This window comes from Polyangium fumosum (assembly GCF_005144585.1).
GTDB classification, from domain to species: Bacteria; Myxococcota_A; Polyangia; order Polyangiales; family Polyangiaceae; genus Polyangium; species Polyangium fumosum.
Window position 1 is genome coordinate 20,423 of the sequence record NZ_SSMQ01000085.1, and the last position, 16,706, is coordinate 37,128.

At 68.5% G+C, this 16,706-nt stretch carries 8 protein-coding genes; 5 read left to right on the forward strand and 3 right to left on the reverse strand.

Translation table 11 applies throughout. The annotated features are described in order from the left end of the window. Positions 1–20 precede the first annotated feature (20 nt). Together E8A74_RS45110 and E8A74_RS45115 are read right to left on the reverse strand one after the other, a co-directional pair. Positions 21–1,637 carry a protein kinase domain-containing protein gene (locus E8A74_RS45110; RefSeq protein ID WP_136935353.1) on the reverse strand — a complete coding sequence of 539 codons (1,617 nt, stop codon included), beginning with the start codon at positions 1,635–1,637 and terminating at the stop codon, positions 21–23. A gap of 94 nt (positions 1,638–1,731) precedes the next feature. Next, positions 1,732–4,791, reverse strand: a complete 3,060-nt coding sequence (locus E8A74_RS45115) for a serine/threonine-protein kinase (protein ID WP_136935354.1) — start codon at positions 4,789–4,791, stop codon at positions 1,732–1,734. A gap of 98 nt (positions 4,792–4,889) precedes the next feature. Here E8A74_RS45115 and E8A74_RS45120 point away from each other — a divergent pair, with 98 nt between their 5' ends. The 4 genes from E8A74_RS45120 (at position 4,890) to E8A74_RS45135 (ending at position 9,417) form a co-directional block, all read left to right on the forward strand. Beyond that, positions 4,890–5,792, forward strand: coding sequence for a sigma-70 family RNA polymerase sigma factor (locus E8A74_RS45120; RefSeq protein WP_136935355.1), 903 nt, complete (start codon positions 4,890–4,892; stop codon positions 5,790–5,792). Between the two features lie 169 nt (positions 5,793–5,961). After that, complete coding sequence (locus E8A74_RS45125) at positions 5,962–7,365, forward strand: hypothetical protein (protein WP_136935356.1); 1,404 nt, start codon at positions 5,962–5,964, stop codon at positions 7,363–7,365. Between the two features lie 136 nt (positions 7,366–7,501). Next, complete coding sequence (locus E8A74_RS45130) at positions 7,502–8,194, forward strand: TetR/AcrR family transcriptional regulator (protein ID WP_136935357.1); 693 nt, start codon at positions 7,502–7,504, stop codon at positions 8,192–8,194. A 35-nt stretch (positions 8,195–8,229) separates the two neighbouring features. Further along, complete coding sequence (locus E8A74_RS45135) at positions 8,230–9,417, forward strand: cytochrome P450 (protein ID WP_136935358.1); 1,188 nt, start codon at positions 8,230–8,232, stop codon at positions 9,415–9,417. A gap of 27 nt (positions 9,418–9,444) precedes the next feature. On the opposite strand, the gene E8A74_RS45140 is transcribed toward E8A74_RS45135, so the two are convergent. Continuing rightward, a complete protein-coding gene (locus E8A74_RS45140; RefSeq protein ID WP_136935359.1) occupies positions 9,445–10,434 on the reverse strand; it encodes a response regulator in 990 nt (329 codons plus the stop codon). Between the two features lie 256 nt (positions 10,435–10,690). Here E8A74_RS45140 and E8A74_RS45145 point away from each other — a divergent pair, with 256 nt between their 5' ends. Further along, on the forward strand, positions 10,691–16,702 hold the full coding sequence (locus E8A74_RS45145; protein WP_232380036.1) for an AAA family ATPase: 6,012 nt from the start codon (positions 10,691–10,693) through the stop codon (positions 16,700–16,702). Positions 16,703–16,706 lie beyond the last annotated feature (4 nt).

Sequence of the window (16,706 nt, forward strand, 5' to 3'; positions counted from 1 at the left end):
ATTCGACGATTTTTCTCGGTCTAACCGACGGCCTGCTCGCCTCGCAAGAGGAAGACCTCGACGGGGCGGTCGAGCCCCTCGACGGGCAACGCTCCGCCGCGTACGAGCGCGAAATGGGCTTCGAGGAGCCGGGAGGTCGTGCTGCTGAGGACGATGGTATCGGGGGCCGCGAGCGCGCTCAGGCGCGCGGCGATCCCGGGCGTGGTCCCGAGCGCGTACGCCGGGCCGCGCATGTCGCGGTTCCCCACGCGACCGGTATGCAGGCCGATCCGAATTTCGAGGCGGATCCCGCGTTCGGCCTCGAGCCGGTGGCTCTCGCTGCGCACCCTCGAAAGGAGCTCCCGCGCGGCGCGGCCCGCGGCGAGGGCGCCCTCCTCCGGGCCCGCCTCGCAGCCGAAGTAGCTCAACACCTCCTCGCCGAGCGCACCGGCGAAGCGGCCCTGGTGGCGGCGCACGAGGTCGGCTCCGCGCGCCTGCTCCCGGCTGATGAGCTCCTCGACCTCCTCGATATCGATGGACGCCGGGCCCGGGCCGAGCGCCGTCAGGCCATAACAGAGGGCCGTGACCTGCCGCCGCTCGGCCTCGGGGGCGTGCCTCGACGGGACGAGCGCAAGGCCGCGGCCCTCGGCCCGGGTCCGCAGGGGGATCGTCGCCGACCGCTCCGCGGGCCCGGCGGCGGACGTGAGGAAGGACTCCCGCCGCAGCGCGTGGACGTCGCAGGCCTGGAGCTTCCAGAAGAGCCCCTCGGCGTCGACATTGCGCTTGCGGACGTCCTTCACGGTCGCCTTTTGGAGGATCTCGCCGAGGGGGTGGCCCCAGAGTGGCCTGGGAAGGGGGATAGGCATGCGGCTCATCTGCTTGAGGAGGACCTCTTGCAAGGAGCCGCCCGTGATGACCGGCTTGCCCGTGAGGCTCTCCAGGAAGACGAGCCCCCAGGCGTAGAGGTCGGAGCGAGGGGTCGGCCGCGTCGCCTCGATTTGCTCCGGCGCGGCATATTCGGGCGTGCACAGGACTTCAAGGCTGGTCGCCCTGCCCGGGCTCGACCCCGCCATCGCGTCGACGAGCGCGCCGATGCCGAAGTCGAGCACCATGGCGTTTCGGCGCGCTCCGGTCGGGACCACCATGATGTTCGCTGGCTTGATGTCCCGATGGACGACCCCTTGGGCATGGGCGCAACTGAGCGCATCCAGGACCTGGAGCATGAGGTGCCTGGCCTCGCGTGGATCGAGCGGGCCCTCCCTGGCGAGGAGGTCCGCGAGGTTCTCCCCCGGGACGAATTCGAAGACGGTGTAGAGCAGCCCCTCCGCCGTACGGCCGGAGTCGATGAGCCGGACGATGTTGGGATGGTGCAGCCGGGCGCAAAGGCGTATCTCGCGCTGGAAGCGCGCGACACGGCGGTCGTGGTCGCCTGCCATGCCGGAGCGCATGACCTTGATCGCGACGAGCTGGTTGGTCGTGATCTGGCGCGCCTGGTAGACGGTGCCGAACCCTCCCTTGCCGAGCTTGGAGAGGATCTCGTAACGACCCTGGAAGAGCGAACCCGCCCCGATCGACCCGGGGACACGCTCGATCAACGTGAGCGGCGGAGGCGGGGGCTCGACCTCAAGCTGGCTCGCGCGCACCCGCTTTGGAGTCACCTCCAAAGTATAGGCAGCACCCTGCGGGGCGAAATGGGCGCGGTGAAGGTGAAGTCGGCTGGGTGCCCAGCCACGCAGGCTGAGCCTCGGTCGATCAGCGGCCTACCACGCGCGAGAGCCACCCCCGGACACGCACGAGCTCCTTCGCCTCGGCCTCGCCCATGCTCGCGAGCGCCTGCTCGGCCTGGGTCGCGAGGTGCTTGGCGCGGTCGCGCGCCTTTTCGCCGTCCCATAACGCCTGGGCGAGCTCGAAGCGCGCGAGGGCGAGAAATACAGGATTGCCGTCGTATTTCTCGAGGTTCTCCACCGCCTGCTCGAGCAGGGATACCGCCTGCGCGGAGCGTCCCAAGCGCCGCTCCACCTGGCCCCGCCCCGTGAGCGCAATGCCGATCTGGAAATCCTCGGGGCCGTTGACCTTCTCCCACATCTTCTGCGCGCGGCTGAAACGCGCGCCGGCCTCTTCCGATCTCCCGAGCTCCAGGAGGACATCGCCCATGTTGTTGAGGGCCGCGGCCACCTGGTCGTGCTCGGGCCCAAAGACCTGCTCGAAGGCCAAAAGTGCTTTCTCGCTCGCGGCGAGCGCCTCTTCCAGGCGACCCGCGTCCACTTGCGTGCACGAGATTCCCAGGAGCACCTCCGCGGAGAGGGAAAGCGTGCTTTTGTCTTTCTCGAAGATCGAGAGCGCCTCCTGGTAAGCGGCGAGCGCCTGGGTGTTTTCGTGCAGCGCCGAGAGCGCGTGGCCCATGCCTAGCCGCGTACGCGCGACGTTGACGTGCTCGGGGCCGAGCGCCGCTCGCTGGATCGCGAGCGCCTTTTTGAAAACCGCGAGCGCCTCGACGTGATGCCCCTCGTTGAAATGCGCCGTCGCGATCCCGGACAAGACGAACGCGACCTTCGGGTGATGCGGGCCGAGGAGGGCCTCGAGTTGCTCGCTCGAGCGACGCGTCTGCTCCATGGCCTCGGCCATGTCGCCGCGCCACATCGCCACCTGACCCAGGTTGTACTGCTCCGTGGCCACCCGCAGGTGCTGCGGCCCGACCACGCGCTGCCACAACACGAGCGAGCGCGCGTACTGCTCCCCGGCGCGGGCGTGATCGGCCTTCGTCAGGTAGACATCCCCCCGGTTTTCGTGGAGCTGGGCCAGGAGCCCCTCGTCCTCTTTGCCCCTGCGGAGCAGGGCCTCGGCGAGCCAGGCCCAGTGCAGGCCATCGTCGAAGCGGCGGAGCTGCGCGCCCACGACGTCGACGAGCTGGATGGCCGCATATGCCGCCGCTCGGTCGTCGTGTCCCGCCTGGGCCGCGGAGAACGCGCGCCGGAGCGACGCCTCGGCAGCCTTGGGATCCCCGGCGGCGCTCTGCAGATCGGCCAGCGTCGTGAGCGCCTCGGCCTCGGTCGGCGTGTGGGCGAGGGTCTGCGCGCGCGTGACCGTCGCCTCGGCGACGGAGAGGCCCTCCGGGTATCTGCCGACGGCGGAGAGCGCCGAGGCGCGAGCGATCTGCGCGCGGATCTCTCGGGCTTCGTCCGCCGCCGCCTGCCGCTCGGGCAGGCGCACCGGAGACCGGAGCCCCTCGACGTCGGCGCAGACCGAGACGTCGCCGAGCGACTTCGTGGCCTCGGGGGCCTTCGCGACCTGGTCCTTGCCGCTCGTCTCGAGCACGCCGACGAGCGCGCGCACCTCTTCGCGTCGCCGATCGAGGCAAAGCATCCGCAGCGAGAGCACCTCGTCGGATTGATCGCCGCGCAGCCGCGTCGCCTCGCACGCCTCGGTGTGCATCGTCGACCACCCTCGCCCGTAGGCATCGAGCGCCTGCTCGGTGCCGAGCCACGCATCCTTCGCGTACGGGAGCTCCGTCGCGAGGAATCGCTCGCGGATCGCTCGTTTTTGCGGCTCCCCCCAGACGCCCGCGAACATCTCCGGCGCCCCGCTGCAAAGCGGCGCGCTCGGCTCGGCGGCACGCAGCGCGCCGAAGACCCCCACGCCCCCGATCGCCGCCACGGTGAGGGCGCCGAGGACGCGGTTCCGGAAGGTGCGCTGCTCGTCTTGCGTGAGCGCGGCGAGGAGCGCGTCCATGGACGGGAAGCGCTCCTCCGGCGAGGGCCGGAGGCCCCGCTCGAGCGCGCGCAGCACACGCGCGGGCACGCCGGGCACGTCTTTCGGCCGCTGCAACTTCCCCGAAGGCGCCTCGGTCAGGACCGTCTCGCGCGTGTTCACGGTGAAGGGCCGCTCGCCGTAGAGCGCCTCGAAGAGCGCGAGGCAGAAGCTGAATTGGTCGGCCTGCGCGTCGACGGAGACGCCCTCGAATTGCTCCGGCGCCATGTAGGCGGGCGTTCCCAGGACGGCGCCCGAGCGGGTCAACGACGCGAGGGCCTCGTTGTCTCCTCGTGTCTCCGGCACGTCCTCCGGGGACGGCGGGGGCGCGGCGAGGGCACGCGCGAGGCCAAAATCGGCGACGCGGACGCGCCCGTCCCGCGCGACGAGGACGTTCTCCGGCTTGAAATCGCGGTGCACGAGCCCCGCGGCGTGTGCTGCCGCGAGCCCTCGGCCCGCCTGTTCGAAGAGGTCGAGGATCTCGCGCCACGAGCGCTCCTTCTGCGAGAGCCACCCGGCGAGCGTGGCGCCGTCGACGTACTCCATGGCGAAGAACAGACCCTCCCCGAGCGTGCCCACGTCGTGGATGGCCAGCACGTTCGGGTGGGAGATGCGCGCCATGGCTTGCGCCTCGCGCATGAGCCGGAGCTCGGCGCCCGGGGCCCGCTGCAGGATCTCCTGCCGCAGGATCTTGAGCGCGACCTTCCGGTCGAGCTCGGGGTCGTAGGCGGCGAACACCACGCCCATTCCCCCGGCCCCCAGCGTCTCCAGGATCATGTACCGCCCGAGGGACGCGCCCCGGGAAAGCTCCCTGGCCGGCGCCGCCCCGGCCGCCAAGGCCCTGGTTCGCGGGGTCGCCCTGCCCTCCTCCCCGGCGCGCAGCTCGTCCGTGGCGCCCGCCTCATGATCGGGCAATTCGAGCCCGGAGATCTGCTTGGCCAGCTCGGACAAGAGCTTCCGGCAGGTCACGCAAGAAGCGACGTGTTGCTCGACCCGCTCGGCCGCGCGGGTCTCGAGCAGGCCCTCCGCGAACTCGGCGACCGTGTTGTCACTCAGGCAGCTCATCCGATGCCGTTGCCGTGCACGACGCCGTGCTTCGTGCAAGCGCGCCGTGGACCACGCGTGACTGTACAGGGGTCGCATGAATCCGGTAAAGTCCGCGCGTGACCGCTCCATCGTGCCGTCTCACGGAGGTCTTCCTGGCGCAGGAGAGCGGGCAAGGGGCGGCGCGACACGAGGGGCAGGACGCGCTCGGGGGGCTCCTGGAACGAGCCGTCGCGTCCGCGCGGGCCCCGTGGCCGGAGATCGATGTGCCCGCGGAGGCCTTCGTGCGCTGGCTCTCGACGCGGCTCCCCGCGGGGGACGTGGAGACGCTCGAACGGGCGCTCGGCACGTTGCGCCTCGGCGACCTCTACCTCGCTTGTGCGTGCGAGCGGGGCGACCGCGCGGCGCTCGCGGCGTTCGAGCGATCCTACATCCCGGACCTCGCGGCCGCGATCCAGCAGGTCGATCGGTCCGGCAGCCACGCGGACGACGTCCTGCAGGTGCTGCGGCAAAAGCTCTTCGTCGGGGAGCCGGGGACCGGGCCGAAGATTCGTGAGTACGGGGGCCGCGGGGAGCTGCGCCGGTGGCTCCGGGCCGTCGCCGTGCGCGCCAGCATCGACGCCCTGCGCGCCGCGCGCGAGATCCCCGTCGAGGACGAGCTGCTCGACGCCATCGAGGTCCCCGCCGACCATCCGGAGCTGTCGCACCTGAAGCGCACCTCGCTCGCCGAGCTCAAGCTCGCCCTGCGCGACGCCCTGGGCGCGCTCTCCGCGCGGGAGCGGACGCTGCTGCAGCAGTATTATCTCGACGGCGCCAACCTGGAGGCGCTCGCCGCGCTCTACCGGGTCTCGCCCTCTGCCGTGAGCCGGAGCCTCGCGAAGACACGCGCGACCCTCATGGGACGGGTGCGCAACGCCTTGATGGCGCGGCTGCGGCTGAGCGGGCGCGAAGTCGACAACATCCTGCTCCTCGTCCAGAGCCAGCTCGAGGTCTCCCGGAGCATGCTCGACGGGCGCTCGTAGGGGGAACGTCCCCGTAAGCGCGCGTACCAGACAAACAAAACACGCAAACGCGCGCGGGTTCTCCGTCCTCTAGAGCAAGCGCCTGCTGCTGGGGGTCACCTCGGGCAGCGGGAGACGTGTGCGCGGCTGCGCCCGCACCTTCCCACCCAGAAGACCATCGACCACGACCATGACACGAACGCTCCTCGCATCGCTGCTCGCCACCTTCGTCGCCGGATGCGGCTTCATCAAGGTGGGGGGCCTGCCCTCCTCCGTTTCGTCTTCGTCCGGCGAGCCGTCGGAGGCCTCCGGCTCCGGCCAGGCCTCCGGCTCCGGCCAGGCCTCGGGCCCGAAGTCCACCGACAAGGAGCTTCTCGAGCTCTACCAGTCCATCGATTACACCTGCTGCACGCAGACGCGCGCGAGCGGCAGGGCGTTTTTCCAGAAAGCCGGCGTCGATACGACCGGGCTGTTCAAGCGCGGGAACGTCGATCCGGAGTGGATCCCCGGCTGGTCGAACGACCTCTCGACCATCGAGCTCACGAACGCGCTGGCCCAAGGCGCCGTCAACCGTACCTGGCAAAAACAATGCTTTGCCGATTACGAGGATTATCGCAAGGGCTGGGCCTCGATTGAGGAGAAGCACCGCCCGCAGCTCGTGGCGCTGCGCAAGCAGGGCAACTACTACGAGCAGGCCTCGGGCCTGAACACGCTCCTGTCCGACGTCCTGAAGGAGGCCGAGCAAAAGGGCCTGAAGCTGCACGGCGCGCATCCCATGACCTGGGTGGGCTTGCGCTACGACATCCTCGTCGCCCTCTTCCAGGTGCACCGCGAGACCGGCCACGAGTTCGCGCTCGCCGATTTCGTGAAGCCCGTGGGGGATCAGGTCGAGAAGTTCTCGCGCTTCGGCCGGCCCTGGTCCGAGGACAAGACGTTCGATCGCGACGTCTTTTGCGCCTACGCCGAGGTGAGCGGCACGCAGCGCACGCCGAAGCTGCCCGACATCGGCGGCTGGGAGCCCGGCCGCGACGCGCCGGCGCGCTGGCCGGTCGCCGCCGCGCGTCACGCCGAGGTCGACAAGAAGCTCCAGAGCCTGCAATCGGCGTCGGCGGCGGCGCTCGTGATGCAGGAATGGAAGGTCCCCCGGCTCGAGACGGGGACACTCGACCGCGAGCCCAAGGCGCCCAAGCTCTTTTACACCGGGCCCTACACCCTCACCTCGCTCCAGCGCGAGGGGGCCAAGGTCGTGATCGTCGGCGAGCAGCGCAAGACCGAGCCGTTCAACTACGATTGCCGCTCGACGGGCGTCATCGAGTCGTACGACCTCAACAACAACCCCGTCTACAAGCGCGACTGCAAGGTGGGATCGAAGACGAGCATCCGCATCGCGGAGGTCACCTTCGCCGACCTCCCTGCCTCGATGCAGCTCGCCAAGGGGGATGAGATCACGTTCTACGGCGATCTCTCGCGCGAAGAGAAGGACAAGTCGGTGAAGCAGACCCCGGCGGAGGTCGTGACCAGCCGCGCCTACGCGTTCGAAGGCAAGCACCTCGTGCAGGTGAAGCGCGAGGGCAAGGTGGTGCAATCCTTCTAGCCAGGGGGCCTGCCCCGGGGCCCCTCACGCGCGCACGCCGGTTCTCCCTTGCCTCCGCATGCGAGGCTGCTACCTTCGTTTGACCTGTTGACCAGAAGCTCAAAACTGGTCAACAGGTCAGCCAGGAGAGCGCCCCGTGTTCCAACGCCCGTCCCAGGCCAGCAGCCGCGCCGATCGCATCCTCGACGCCGCGGCCATGCTGCTGCTGCGCATGGGCTACCGGAAGGTGACCATCGAGGACATCGCCAAGCAGGCGGACATCGGCAAGGGCACGGTGTACCTGCACTGGCGCTCCAAGGAGCAGCTCTTCCAGGCGCTGCTCCGGCGTGAATCCATCGTCCTCGTCGAGGGGATGCGGGACCGGCTGCGGAGCGACGTGGCCGAGATCAAGCCCCACCGCCTCGTGCGGAGTTCGTTCCTGGCGGTCCATCAAAGGCCACTCACGATGGCCCTGGTCGTCGGGAACGTCGAATTGCTCGGCAAGCTGCGGGAGGGCACGCTCGGGAGCAAGGAGCTACTCGTGACCGACAGGTTTTTCGAGATCCTGGCCCGCCACGGCCTGCTCCGCGCGGACGTCCCGAATATCGTTCATGCGCTGCGGGCCACCTCGGCCGGGTTTTACCTGCTCGGCACGGTCGACCCGACGAGCGTCGGCCTCGACGTGGAAGCCAGGGCCGACGCCCTCGCGCACGTCATCCGGCACGCCTTCGAGCCTGCCGGCGAGCCACCGAAGGAGGTGTTGGCGGCGGCCGCCGCCGAGCTCTGCGCGATCTTCGATGATCTCATCGCTTGTTACCGCACATGGATCTACGCCGCCGAGCCCGGCTGATCCCGGGCCCGGAAGCGCGCTGAAAGGGGAACGCCATGACGACGCAGGCTGATACGTGGGGCATTCACAAGGCGCAGTTCTGGCTACGCGGGCAAATCCCGGACGAACCCGTCCAGTTCGCGCCTGATCTCGGGATGTGGAACGTCTACGGATATCCGGAGACGCTGCGGATCCTCGGTGATCCCGGCCTGTTCTCGTCCGAGACCATGCGCATGGTCCCGGAGATCAAGCGATCCAACGAGGGCAACCTGGTGCGGATGGACCCGCCGGAGCACAAGAAGCTCCGGAATCTCGTCAGCCACGCCTTCACGCCGAAGGTCGTCGCGGACCTCGAGCCGCGAATCGCGCGCCTGACGCACGAGCTGCTCGACGCGGTGGACGGGCGGGACCGGCTGGAGCTCGTGGCCGATCTCGCGTACCCGCTCCCGGTCATCGTCATCGCCGAGCTCTTGGGGGTGCCGAGCAGCGACCGCGACATGTTCAAGCAATGGGTCGACAAGATGCTGGAGAACTCCTTGCAGTTCTCCCTCGTCAAGCGCTCCGAAGAGCAGGACCGCATGGTCGAGGTCGCGCTCGAGCAGGCCAAGCACCTGACCGATTACCTCAGCGCGCACGCCGCAGAGCGCAGGCGAAAGCCTCGCGCGGACCTGCTCACCAAGCTCGTCGAGGCCGAAGTGGACGGCGACCGGCTCACGGAGACCGAGGTCGCCAACTTCGCGAACATCCTCTTGATCGCGGGGCACATCACCACGACCATGCTGCTCGGCAACACGGTGCTTTGCCTGGATACGAACCCGGCCGAGAAGGCGCGGGTGCGCGCGGACCGGTCGCTCGTGCCCGCGGCGATCGAGGAATCGCTGCGCTTCTTCAGCCCATTCGCGGTCCTCGGTCGGGTCACGATGCGCGCGGTCGAGCTCGGCGGCAAGACGATTCCGGCCGATCAGCTCCTCATGGTGTGGATCGCGGCGGCGAACCGGGATCCTCGGCAGTTCACGAATCCGAACGTGTTCGACCCGTCCCGCGATCCGAACCCGCACGTCGCCTTCGGGCGAGGCATCCATTTCTGCATCGGCGCTCCCCTCGCCCGGCTGGAAGGCCGGGTCGCGTTGAACATCCTGATGGATCGATTCCCGGGCCTGCGCCTGGATCCTGACGCGCCGCCGGAGTTCCTCCCCAGCCCGAACATGACCGGCGTGCGCAAGCTGTCGCTGCTGCGGCACTGAAATCGCGCTCCGGCAGCGCGAGGCGCCCTACCCTCGATGACGGGCCGCCTGCATGGCCACGGCAATGCCGTCCTGCAGCGTGGCCTTCGTGACGATCCCTTGCAGCGATGCGTCGCTATGGACGAGCGTTCGGGCCACCTCCGAACGGATCCCTGTGATCACCGTGCGCGTCCCCAGGAGCCGCAGGCCGCTGGCCGCCGTGAGGAGCATGCTGGCGACGTTCTCGTCCACGCGCTTCAAGCCCGTGATGTCGAGGATGATGAAGTCGGCGGAGCGGCTGCTGGCGCCCTGAAGCATCGTCTCGATGGCCTGCTGGACCCGCGCGGTATCCATCGTTCCGATGAGCGGCATCACGAGGATGCGATCCGTGATCGGAATGAGCGGCGTGGAGAGCTCGAGGAGCCGGGTGTGCTGGGCGGCGATGATCTGCTCGTGGAGCGCGGTCCGCTCCGCATTGGCGCGGCCCTTCTCGACGAGCTCGCGTTCGAGCCGCTCCTTGGCCTCGTGCAGCTCGTCGGTGCGGGACATGAGCTCGACGAGGAGCGCCTCGCGCGCGGCCTCGACGGCGACGCGCTGCCGGATCTCTGCCTCCAGGCTCGTATTCTTTTCCTGCAGCGCCCGTGTCATGCGCCGGACGGCGATGTGCGGGCGGATGCGCGCGAGGAGCTCCTCGGTATCGAAGGGCTTGCTGATGTAATCCACGGCGCCCGCATGCAGCCCCTGCAGCCGGTGCTCCCGATTGCTCAAGGAGGTCATGAAGACGATTTGCGTATCGGCGGTCTGCGGGTTGGCCTTCAGGCGCCGGCACACCTCGAAACCGTCGATATCCGGCAACATGACGTCGAGGAGGACGAGATCGGGCTGCTCGCGCTCGATCAGGCTCATCGCCATGACGCCGTCCGTGGCGACGGCAAGATCCAGACGCTCGCCCGACAAGGCTTCGAGAAGCGTGTCGAGGTTGATGGGGTTGTCATCGACCGCGACCACGAGACCATTGAATTGCGTCAGATCGTCCATCCCGCGCCCGAGAAGATGAGCGTGGACCCTATCAAGAAGTACCACGGCAGTAAAGGGCCAAGCATGCGACGTCGCGCCATGGAACGGGGTCCGGCGGTTCTGCAAAAACCTGGATGCACGGGTTATGCGTCACGCGCCTGACACGCCGTCCATGAGGGGTGGTTTTCCATCGTGTGCACACACGGTTTGGCGTACCACGACATCGTGAAATATCTTTCAAAATTGCATTGACGTTTGCAGCCCTGCCGAGGTTAGTATGGTGTACGATTCGGATATCGTGCCGCTCGACGAGACGCACGGGAGGGGTTCGAGGATGGAACTCACGGGGTACGAACTTGGGGACATCGTCTATGAGGGAAGCGAGACACGCGTCCATCGGGCGGTGCATCGTCCCTCGGGCGCGCAGGTGGTGATCAAGGTCCCCGTCGCCGAGGTGCCGGCCCCGCGCGTGATGGGGCGGCTGGTCCACGAGCATCAGGTGCTCCGGCAGCTCGCGTCCGTGCCCGGCGTGGCGCGCGTGCAGGCCTTCGAGCAGCGGAACGGCACGGTGGCGCTCGTCCTCGAGAACCCCGGATTCCGTTCGGTCGATCAGGTGCTCGCCAAGCAGGGCCGTTTGCCGGTGGCGGCCGCGCTCCGGTTCGGGCGACGCCTGGCCCGGGTGCTCGAGGGCGTGCACGCCGCCGGGGTGATGCACAAGGACGTCAAACCCCAGAACGTGCTCGTGGATGAAACGTACGAGCAGGTCACGCTGCTCGACTTCGGCATCGCCTCGCTCCTGTCGCAGGAAGCGACGGAGGCGAGCATTCCCGAAGCGCTGGACGGGACCCTGGCGTACATCTCGCCGGAGCAAACCGGGCGCACGGCGCGCGCCCTCGATACACGTACCGATCTCTATTCGCTGGGCGTGACGCTCTTCGAGGTGCTCTCGGGGCGGCGGCCCTTCACGGATCGCGATCCGCTTTCGCTGGTGCACGCGCACCTGGCCAAGACCCCGCCTCCGCTCGATACGATTGCGCCGGAGGTGCCGAGCGCCGTGTCGGCGATCGTCTCGAAGCTCCTCGCGAAGGATCCCGAGCGGCGGTACCAGACCGCCAGGGGCGTGGCGGAGGATCTGGAGGAGGCGCTCCGCATGCTCCACGAGCGGGGCACGGTGGAGCCCCTCTCGCTTGGCAAAAAGGACTTCTCACGGAAGCTGCGGCTGCCGCAGGTGCTCGTGGGGCGGGAGAAGGACGTCGAGCGGGTCGGCGAGTCGTTTGCCCGCGTCGCGCGGGGCACGGCGGAGCTCTTGCTCGTCGGCGGGCCGTCGGGCATTGGCAAAACGGCGCTTGTGCGCACGGTCTACCACGACATCGCGAAGGCCGGGCGTGGACTCCTGATTGCAGGCAAACACGATCAGCTCGCGCGGTCGACGCCGTACGCGGCGATCGCGCAAGCCTTCGGGGGGCTGATGCGTCAATGGCTCTCGAGCCCGAAGTCGGTCCTCGAGACCTGGCAGACGCGGATCCGGAATGAGGTCGGGGACAACGCGCGGCTGATTGCGGATGTCGTACCGGAGCTCGACCTCGTCATGGGCAAATTGCCGCCGGTGCCGCCCGTGGAGGGCGAGCAGGTCCTCAACCGGCAGAAGCTCACGTGGCTGAACTTCGTTCGAGCGGTCACGACGCCGAACCCGCCGCTCGTCATGTTTCTGGACGACATGCAGTGGGCCGACAGCGCCACGCTGATCATCCTGCAGACGCTGCTGACGGACGTGGAGCGAAAGTCGTTGCTGGTGATTGCCGCCTACCGGGACAATGAGACGCCCCCCGAGCATCCGTTGTGGAAGCTCGTGGAGGCCACGGAGGCGAGCGAGGCCAAGGTATCGAGGCTGACGGTGGGCCCTCTGTCGGAAGAGCAGGTGCAAAAGTGGCTTTCGCGCACGCTCGAGAGCGAGCCGAGCCGCGTGGCGCCGCTCGCGCGCGTGCAATGGCAAAAGACGCGCGGAAATCCGTTCTTCCTGGAGCAACTGCTCCTCTCCCTGCACCGGCAGAAGCACGTCGTGCGGGATGTGGAGACCGGGGAATGGCGCTGGAATCAAACGGACCTGGAGCGAGCGCAGGTCACCGACAACGTCGTCGCGCTCTTGACGGACAAGGTGCGCGACATGCCGGAGGCGACGCAGCAGCTCTTGGGGCTCGCGGCGTGCGCAGGGCATACGTTCCATCTCCAGGATCTGGAGCGATTGAGCGGGTGGGAGCGCGCGCGGGTGACGGCGGCGTTGTGGCCGGCGCTGCAGGAGGAGCTGGTCGTGCCGGTCGATGGGGCGTATCGCCCGGCGCAGGCGCTCGGAGAGGTGGGCGCAGGAACGCTGGATGCTTCCTACCGGTTTTTGCACGACCGCGTGCAGCAAGCGAGCTACGAGCGGATCTCGCCGGAGCAGCGCGTCCTCGCGCACCTCGAGATTGGGCGGCGGCTCTGGGCGCGGTATCGGGCCGAAGGGGGCACGGCGCAGCAGCTCCTCGAGCTCGCGCGGCACATGAACCAGGGGTCGGCGCGGATCACGGACGCGGAGGAGCGCAAGGACGTCTCGCGGATGAACCTGGAGGCCGCGCGCGTCGCGAAGGCGGCGAGCTCCTACCGATTGATGGCCACCCTGCTGGAGACCGCGCAGGCGCTCCTCGGCGAGCGAGCCGCCCCGGAAGAGCAAGCGTTGTCGGTGGAGATTGCCCTGGAGCGGCTGGACGCGGCCTATCTCTTGCGCGATTTCGACGACGTTGAAGCGCGCGCCCTCGCCTTGCTCGTGCGGCCTCTTGCGGTGGTGCCTTGGCTGTCGGCACAGGAGATCCGCGTCCGCTGCTGCCTAGCGACGGGCCAGTATACGCGGGGAATCGGGCTTGGTCTCGCGGCGCTCGCGGAGCGGGGGTTGACCTTCCCCGACACGGACGCTGCGTGTCAGCCGGCGCTCGTCGAGGAGTCGGCCGCGCTCGATCGATGGCTGGAGAAGGACCTCGGCGCATTTGATCCAATGCCGCCCGAGTGGTCCCTGGAGCACCGGCTCATCGATGCCCTGATGACGCAGACGCAGCTCTGCTCGATCTACGGCGGCCGGCCGATGCTTTACACGCTCATCATCGTTCGCCTGGTCTCCGAGGCGGTGCGACGTGCGTCCCTCACGCCGGCGGCCACCCTCATGATCTGCAGCTTCGCCAATGTGTGGTCGGTGGCCACGGGCATGTATCGCCGCGTGTTGCGCTGGGTCGAACCTGGGGTGCGTGCCGCAGAGCGCGTGGGATCCCCGATGCTCCCCGAATGCCTGGTGCTCCATGGGATCTACATGGTCTATTCGCGGCCGGTCGACGAGACGGCACCCCTCTACGAACGAGCCATCACGGCCGGCTTGAAGATCGGTTCGTTCACGGGCACGAGCTGGGGCCTCCTGGCCGAGCTATTTTATCACCGCGTTTGGCGTGGCCAGCCGCTCGTTCAGGTCGACGCGCAGGTCAAGGCTCGTTGGGATCTCGTGCAGCGCTCGGGAGATGCCGTCGGGAGGCACCACTACGAGGCGGTCGCGTCCTTTTGCGAGGTGCTGATGACCGCCGACGGCGCCCCGAAGCTCCTGCAGGACGAACCGTTGTCGCGCGGTTCGCGTTCCCTCCTGGCCGACGGGGACGGGTTCACGGGCGGCCTCGCTCGTACCCTGGAAGCTTATCTGTTCTGCGCCACCGGCAGGTGGGAGCAAGCGCTTTCGCGGGCGCGGGAGGCCGACCAATATCGAGCCGACATCCTCGGCATGCCGCCGGTGACGGATGTCCCGCTTTTCCTCGCGATCTCGGCGGCGAAACTCTGGCATACCGCCGCGGGCGCCGAGGAGCAGGCGCGGCTGCGGGAGCACATCGAGCACGGCCTCGAGCGGCTGCGTTATCTCGCGGAAGGCTGCGCGCCGAACTTCCTCCACAAGCTGCGCCTCGTCGAGGCCGAATACGCCCGCATTCTCGGCAAGACCGAAGAGGCGATCGTCAAGTACGACGAGGCCATCGAGCTCTCGCGCGAGCACCGTTTCCTGCACATCGAGGCCCTCTCGACCCACCTCGCCGCCGAGTTCCGCCTGCAAACGGGCAAGAGCCACATCGGTGCCCTGTACCTGCGCGAGGCGCGCGACGCTTATACGCGCTGGGGCGCCGTCAACGTGGTCGCCCATTTGAGCGCGAAATATCCCGCCTTGCTCAAGGCGCCCACGCTCGCGTCGGCCGCCGAGCGCACGAGCATGGCGACGGCGACCACGACGACCTCCACGGCGGGCGCGAATTTCGACGTGAACACGGCGGTGCGCGCGGCGCAGGCGCTCTCGAGCGAGCTCGACCCGGAGCGCGTGGTGGGGCGGCTGATGGGGCTTTTGCTGGAGAATGCGGGGGCGCAGCGCGGCGCCCTCGTGCTCAGCGAAGGGGAAGCGCTCTCCGTCGTGGCGCGGCTGTCGGTGGAGGGGGCTCGTATCGAGACGGGGCTGTCGGAGCCGCTCGGGCAATGCCACGACGTGCCGGCGACCGTGGTGCAGTATGCGGCCCGCACGGGCGAGCCGGTGGTGACGGGTGATGCGAGGAACGAGGCGCGCTTCGCCAGCGACCCCTACCTCGCGTCGCGCGCGGTGCTCGCGCTGCTCGCCCTGCCCTTGACCCACAGGGGCCATCTCGTGGGCGTCTTGTACCTCGAGCACCGCGACGTGCCGTCGGCCTTCCCGCCCGCGCGCGTGGAGCTTTTGTCGGTGCTGGCCTCCCAGGCGGCCATCGCCGTCGAGAATGCCATGTTGTACCGGGACCTGGAGGCCAAGATCAAGGAGCGCACGGCCGAGCTTCGGATCGCCAAGGAGGCGGCCGACCGGGCGAACCGCGCAAAGAGCGATTTCCTCTCGAGCATGAGCCACGAGCTGCGCACGCCGCTCAACGGAATCCTCGGGTATGCCCAGGTCCTCTCGCGCGCGCCCGAGCTCTCCGCGAAGAGCCGGGATGGCGTGCAAACGATCAAGAAATCGGGCGAGCACCTCCTTTCCTTGCTGGAAGACTTGCTGGACCTCGCGAAAATCGAGGCCGGCAAGATGGAGCTCGTCCCGAAGAAATTCGACCTCGACGCCTGGGTGGGCACGGTGGTGGATCTGTGCCGCGTGCGCGCCGACCAGAAGAGCATTGCCTTCACCCGAGAGATACGCAGTGGCACGGCGTCGGCGATCTACGGCGACGAGAAACGCCTGACGCAGGTGCTCTTGAACCTCTTGAGCAATGCCATCAAGTTCACGGAGCGAGGAGACGTCCGCCTCGTCATCGACGAGCTGAAACGTGGTCCCGAGGAAGGGAGCAAGCTCCGGCTCCGGGTCGAGGACACGGGCCCCGGCATTGCCCCGGAGCACCTTTCACGAATTTTCGATCCCTTCGAGCAGGTCGGCGATTCCAAGGCGAAGGGCGACGGCACTGGGCTCGGCCTCGCCATCACGAAGCGGATCGTCGATCAGATGGGCGGCACGATCGAGGTCGAGAGCGAGCTCGGCCGAGGCAGCGCCTTCACGGTGACGCTCCCGCTCGCGGACGGGGCCACGGTCACGAGCGCCGACAAGGTCCTCGGGTGGGATACCATCACGGGCTATCGAGGCGAGCGCCGCACGATCCTCGTCGTGGACGACAACCCGCACAACCGTGCCCTGGTGAGCGATCTGCTGGCCCCGATCGGATTCGAGGTCGTCGAGGCCGAAGACGGCGAGGCCGCGCTGCGGCTGGCGATGGAGCGCAGGCCTGGCCTCATTTTGATGGACCTGGCCATGCCGGGTATGGACGGTCGTGAAGCCACGCGCCGCTTGCGGCAGATGCCCGAGCTCGGGGAGGTCGTGATTCTGATCTCGTCGGCGAATGTCTCCGGCGTCGAAAAGCAGGACGGCGCCCGCGCCGGTTGGAACGACGCCTTGCACAAGCCCGTGCAAGCGAGCGCGCTCTTCGAGAAGATCCAGCGCTTCCTCGGCGTGGAGTGGATGCATGCCGAGGAGAAGGCCCCGGTCCCGGCGGCGCAGGAGCGGGGTCCGCTCGTGCCGCCTTCCGCGAAAGAGCTCGCCGTTCTCTCGCGGCTGGTGATGTCGGGGCGGGTCCGGAACGTGGTGGCGGAAGCGGCGCGCATGGAGCAGGACGACCCGCGCCTCGGCCCGTGGCTCGAGCAGCTCCGGGGGCTCGTGCGGACCTACCAGATGCGGAAGCTACAAGAGTTCGTCGATGGGTATGCCGCGGGCGCGGCCGCGGCCAGCGAGAGCCCGTAGTCGG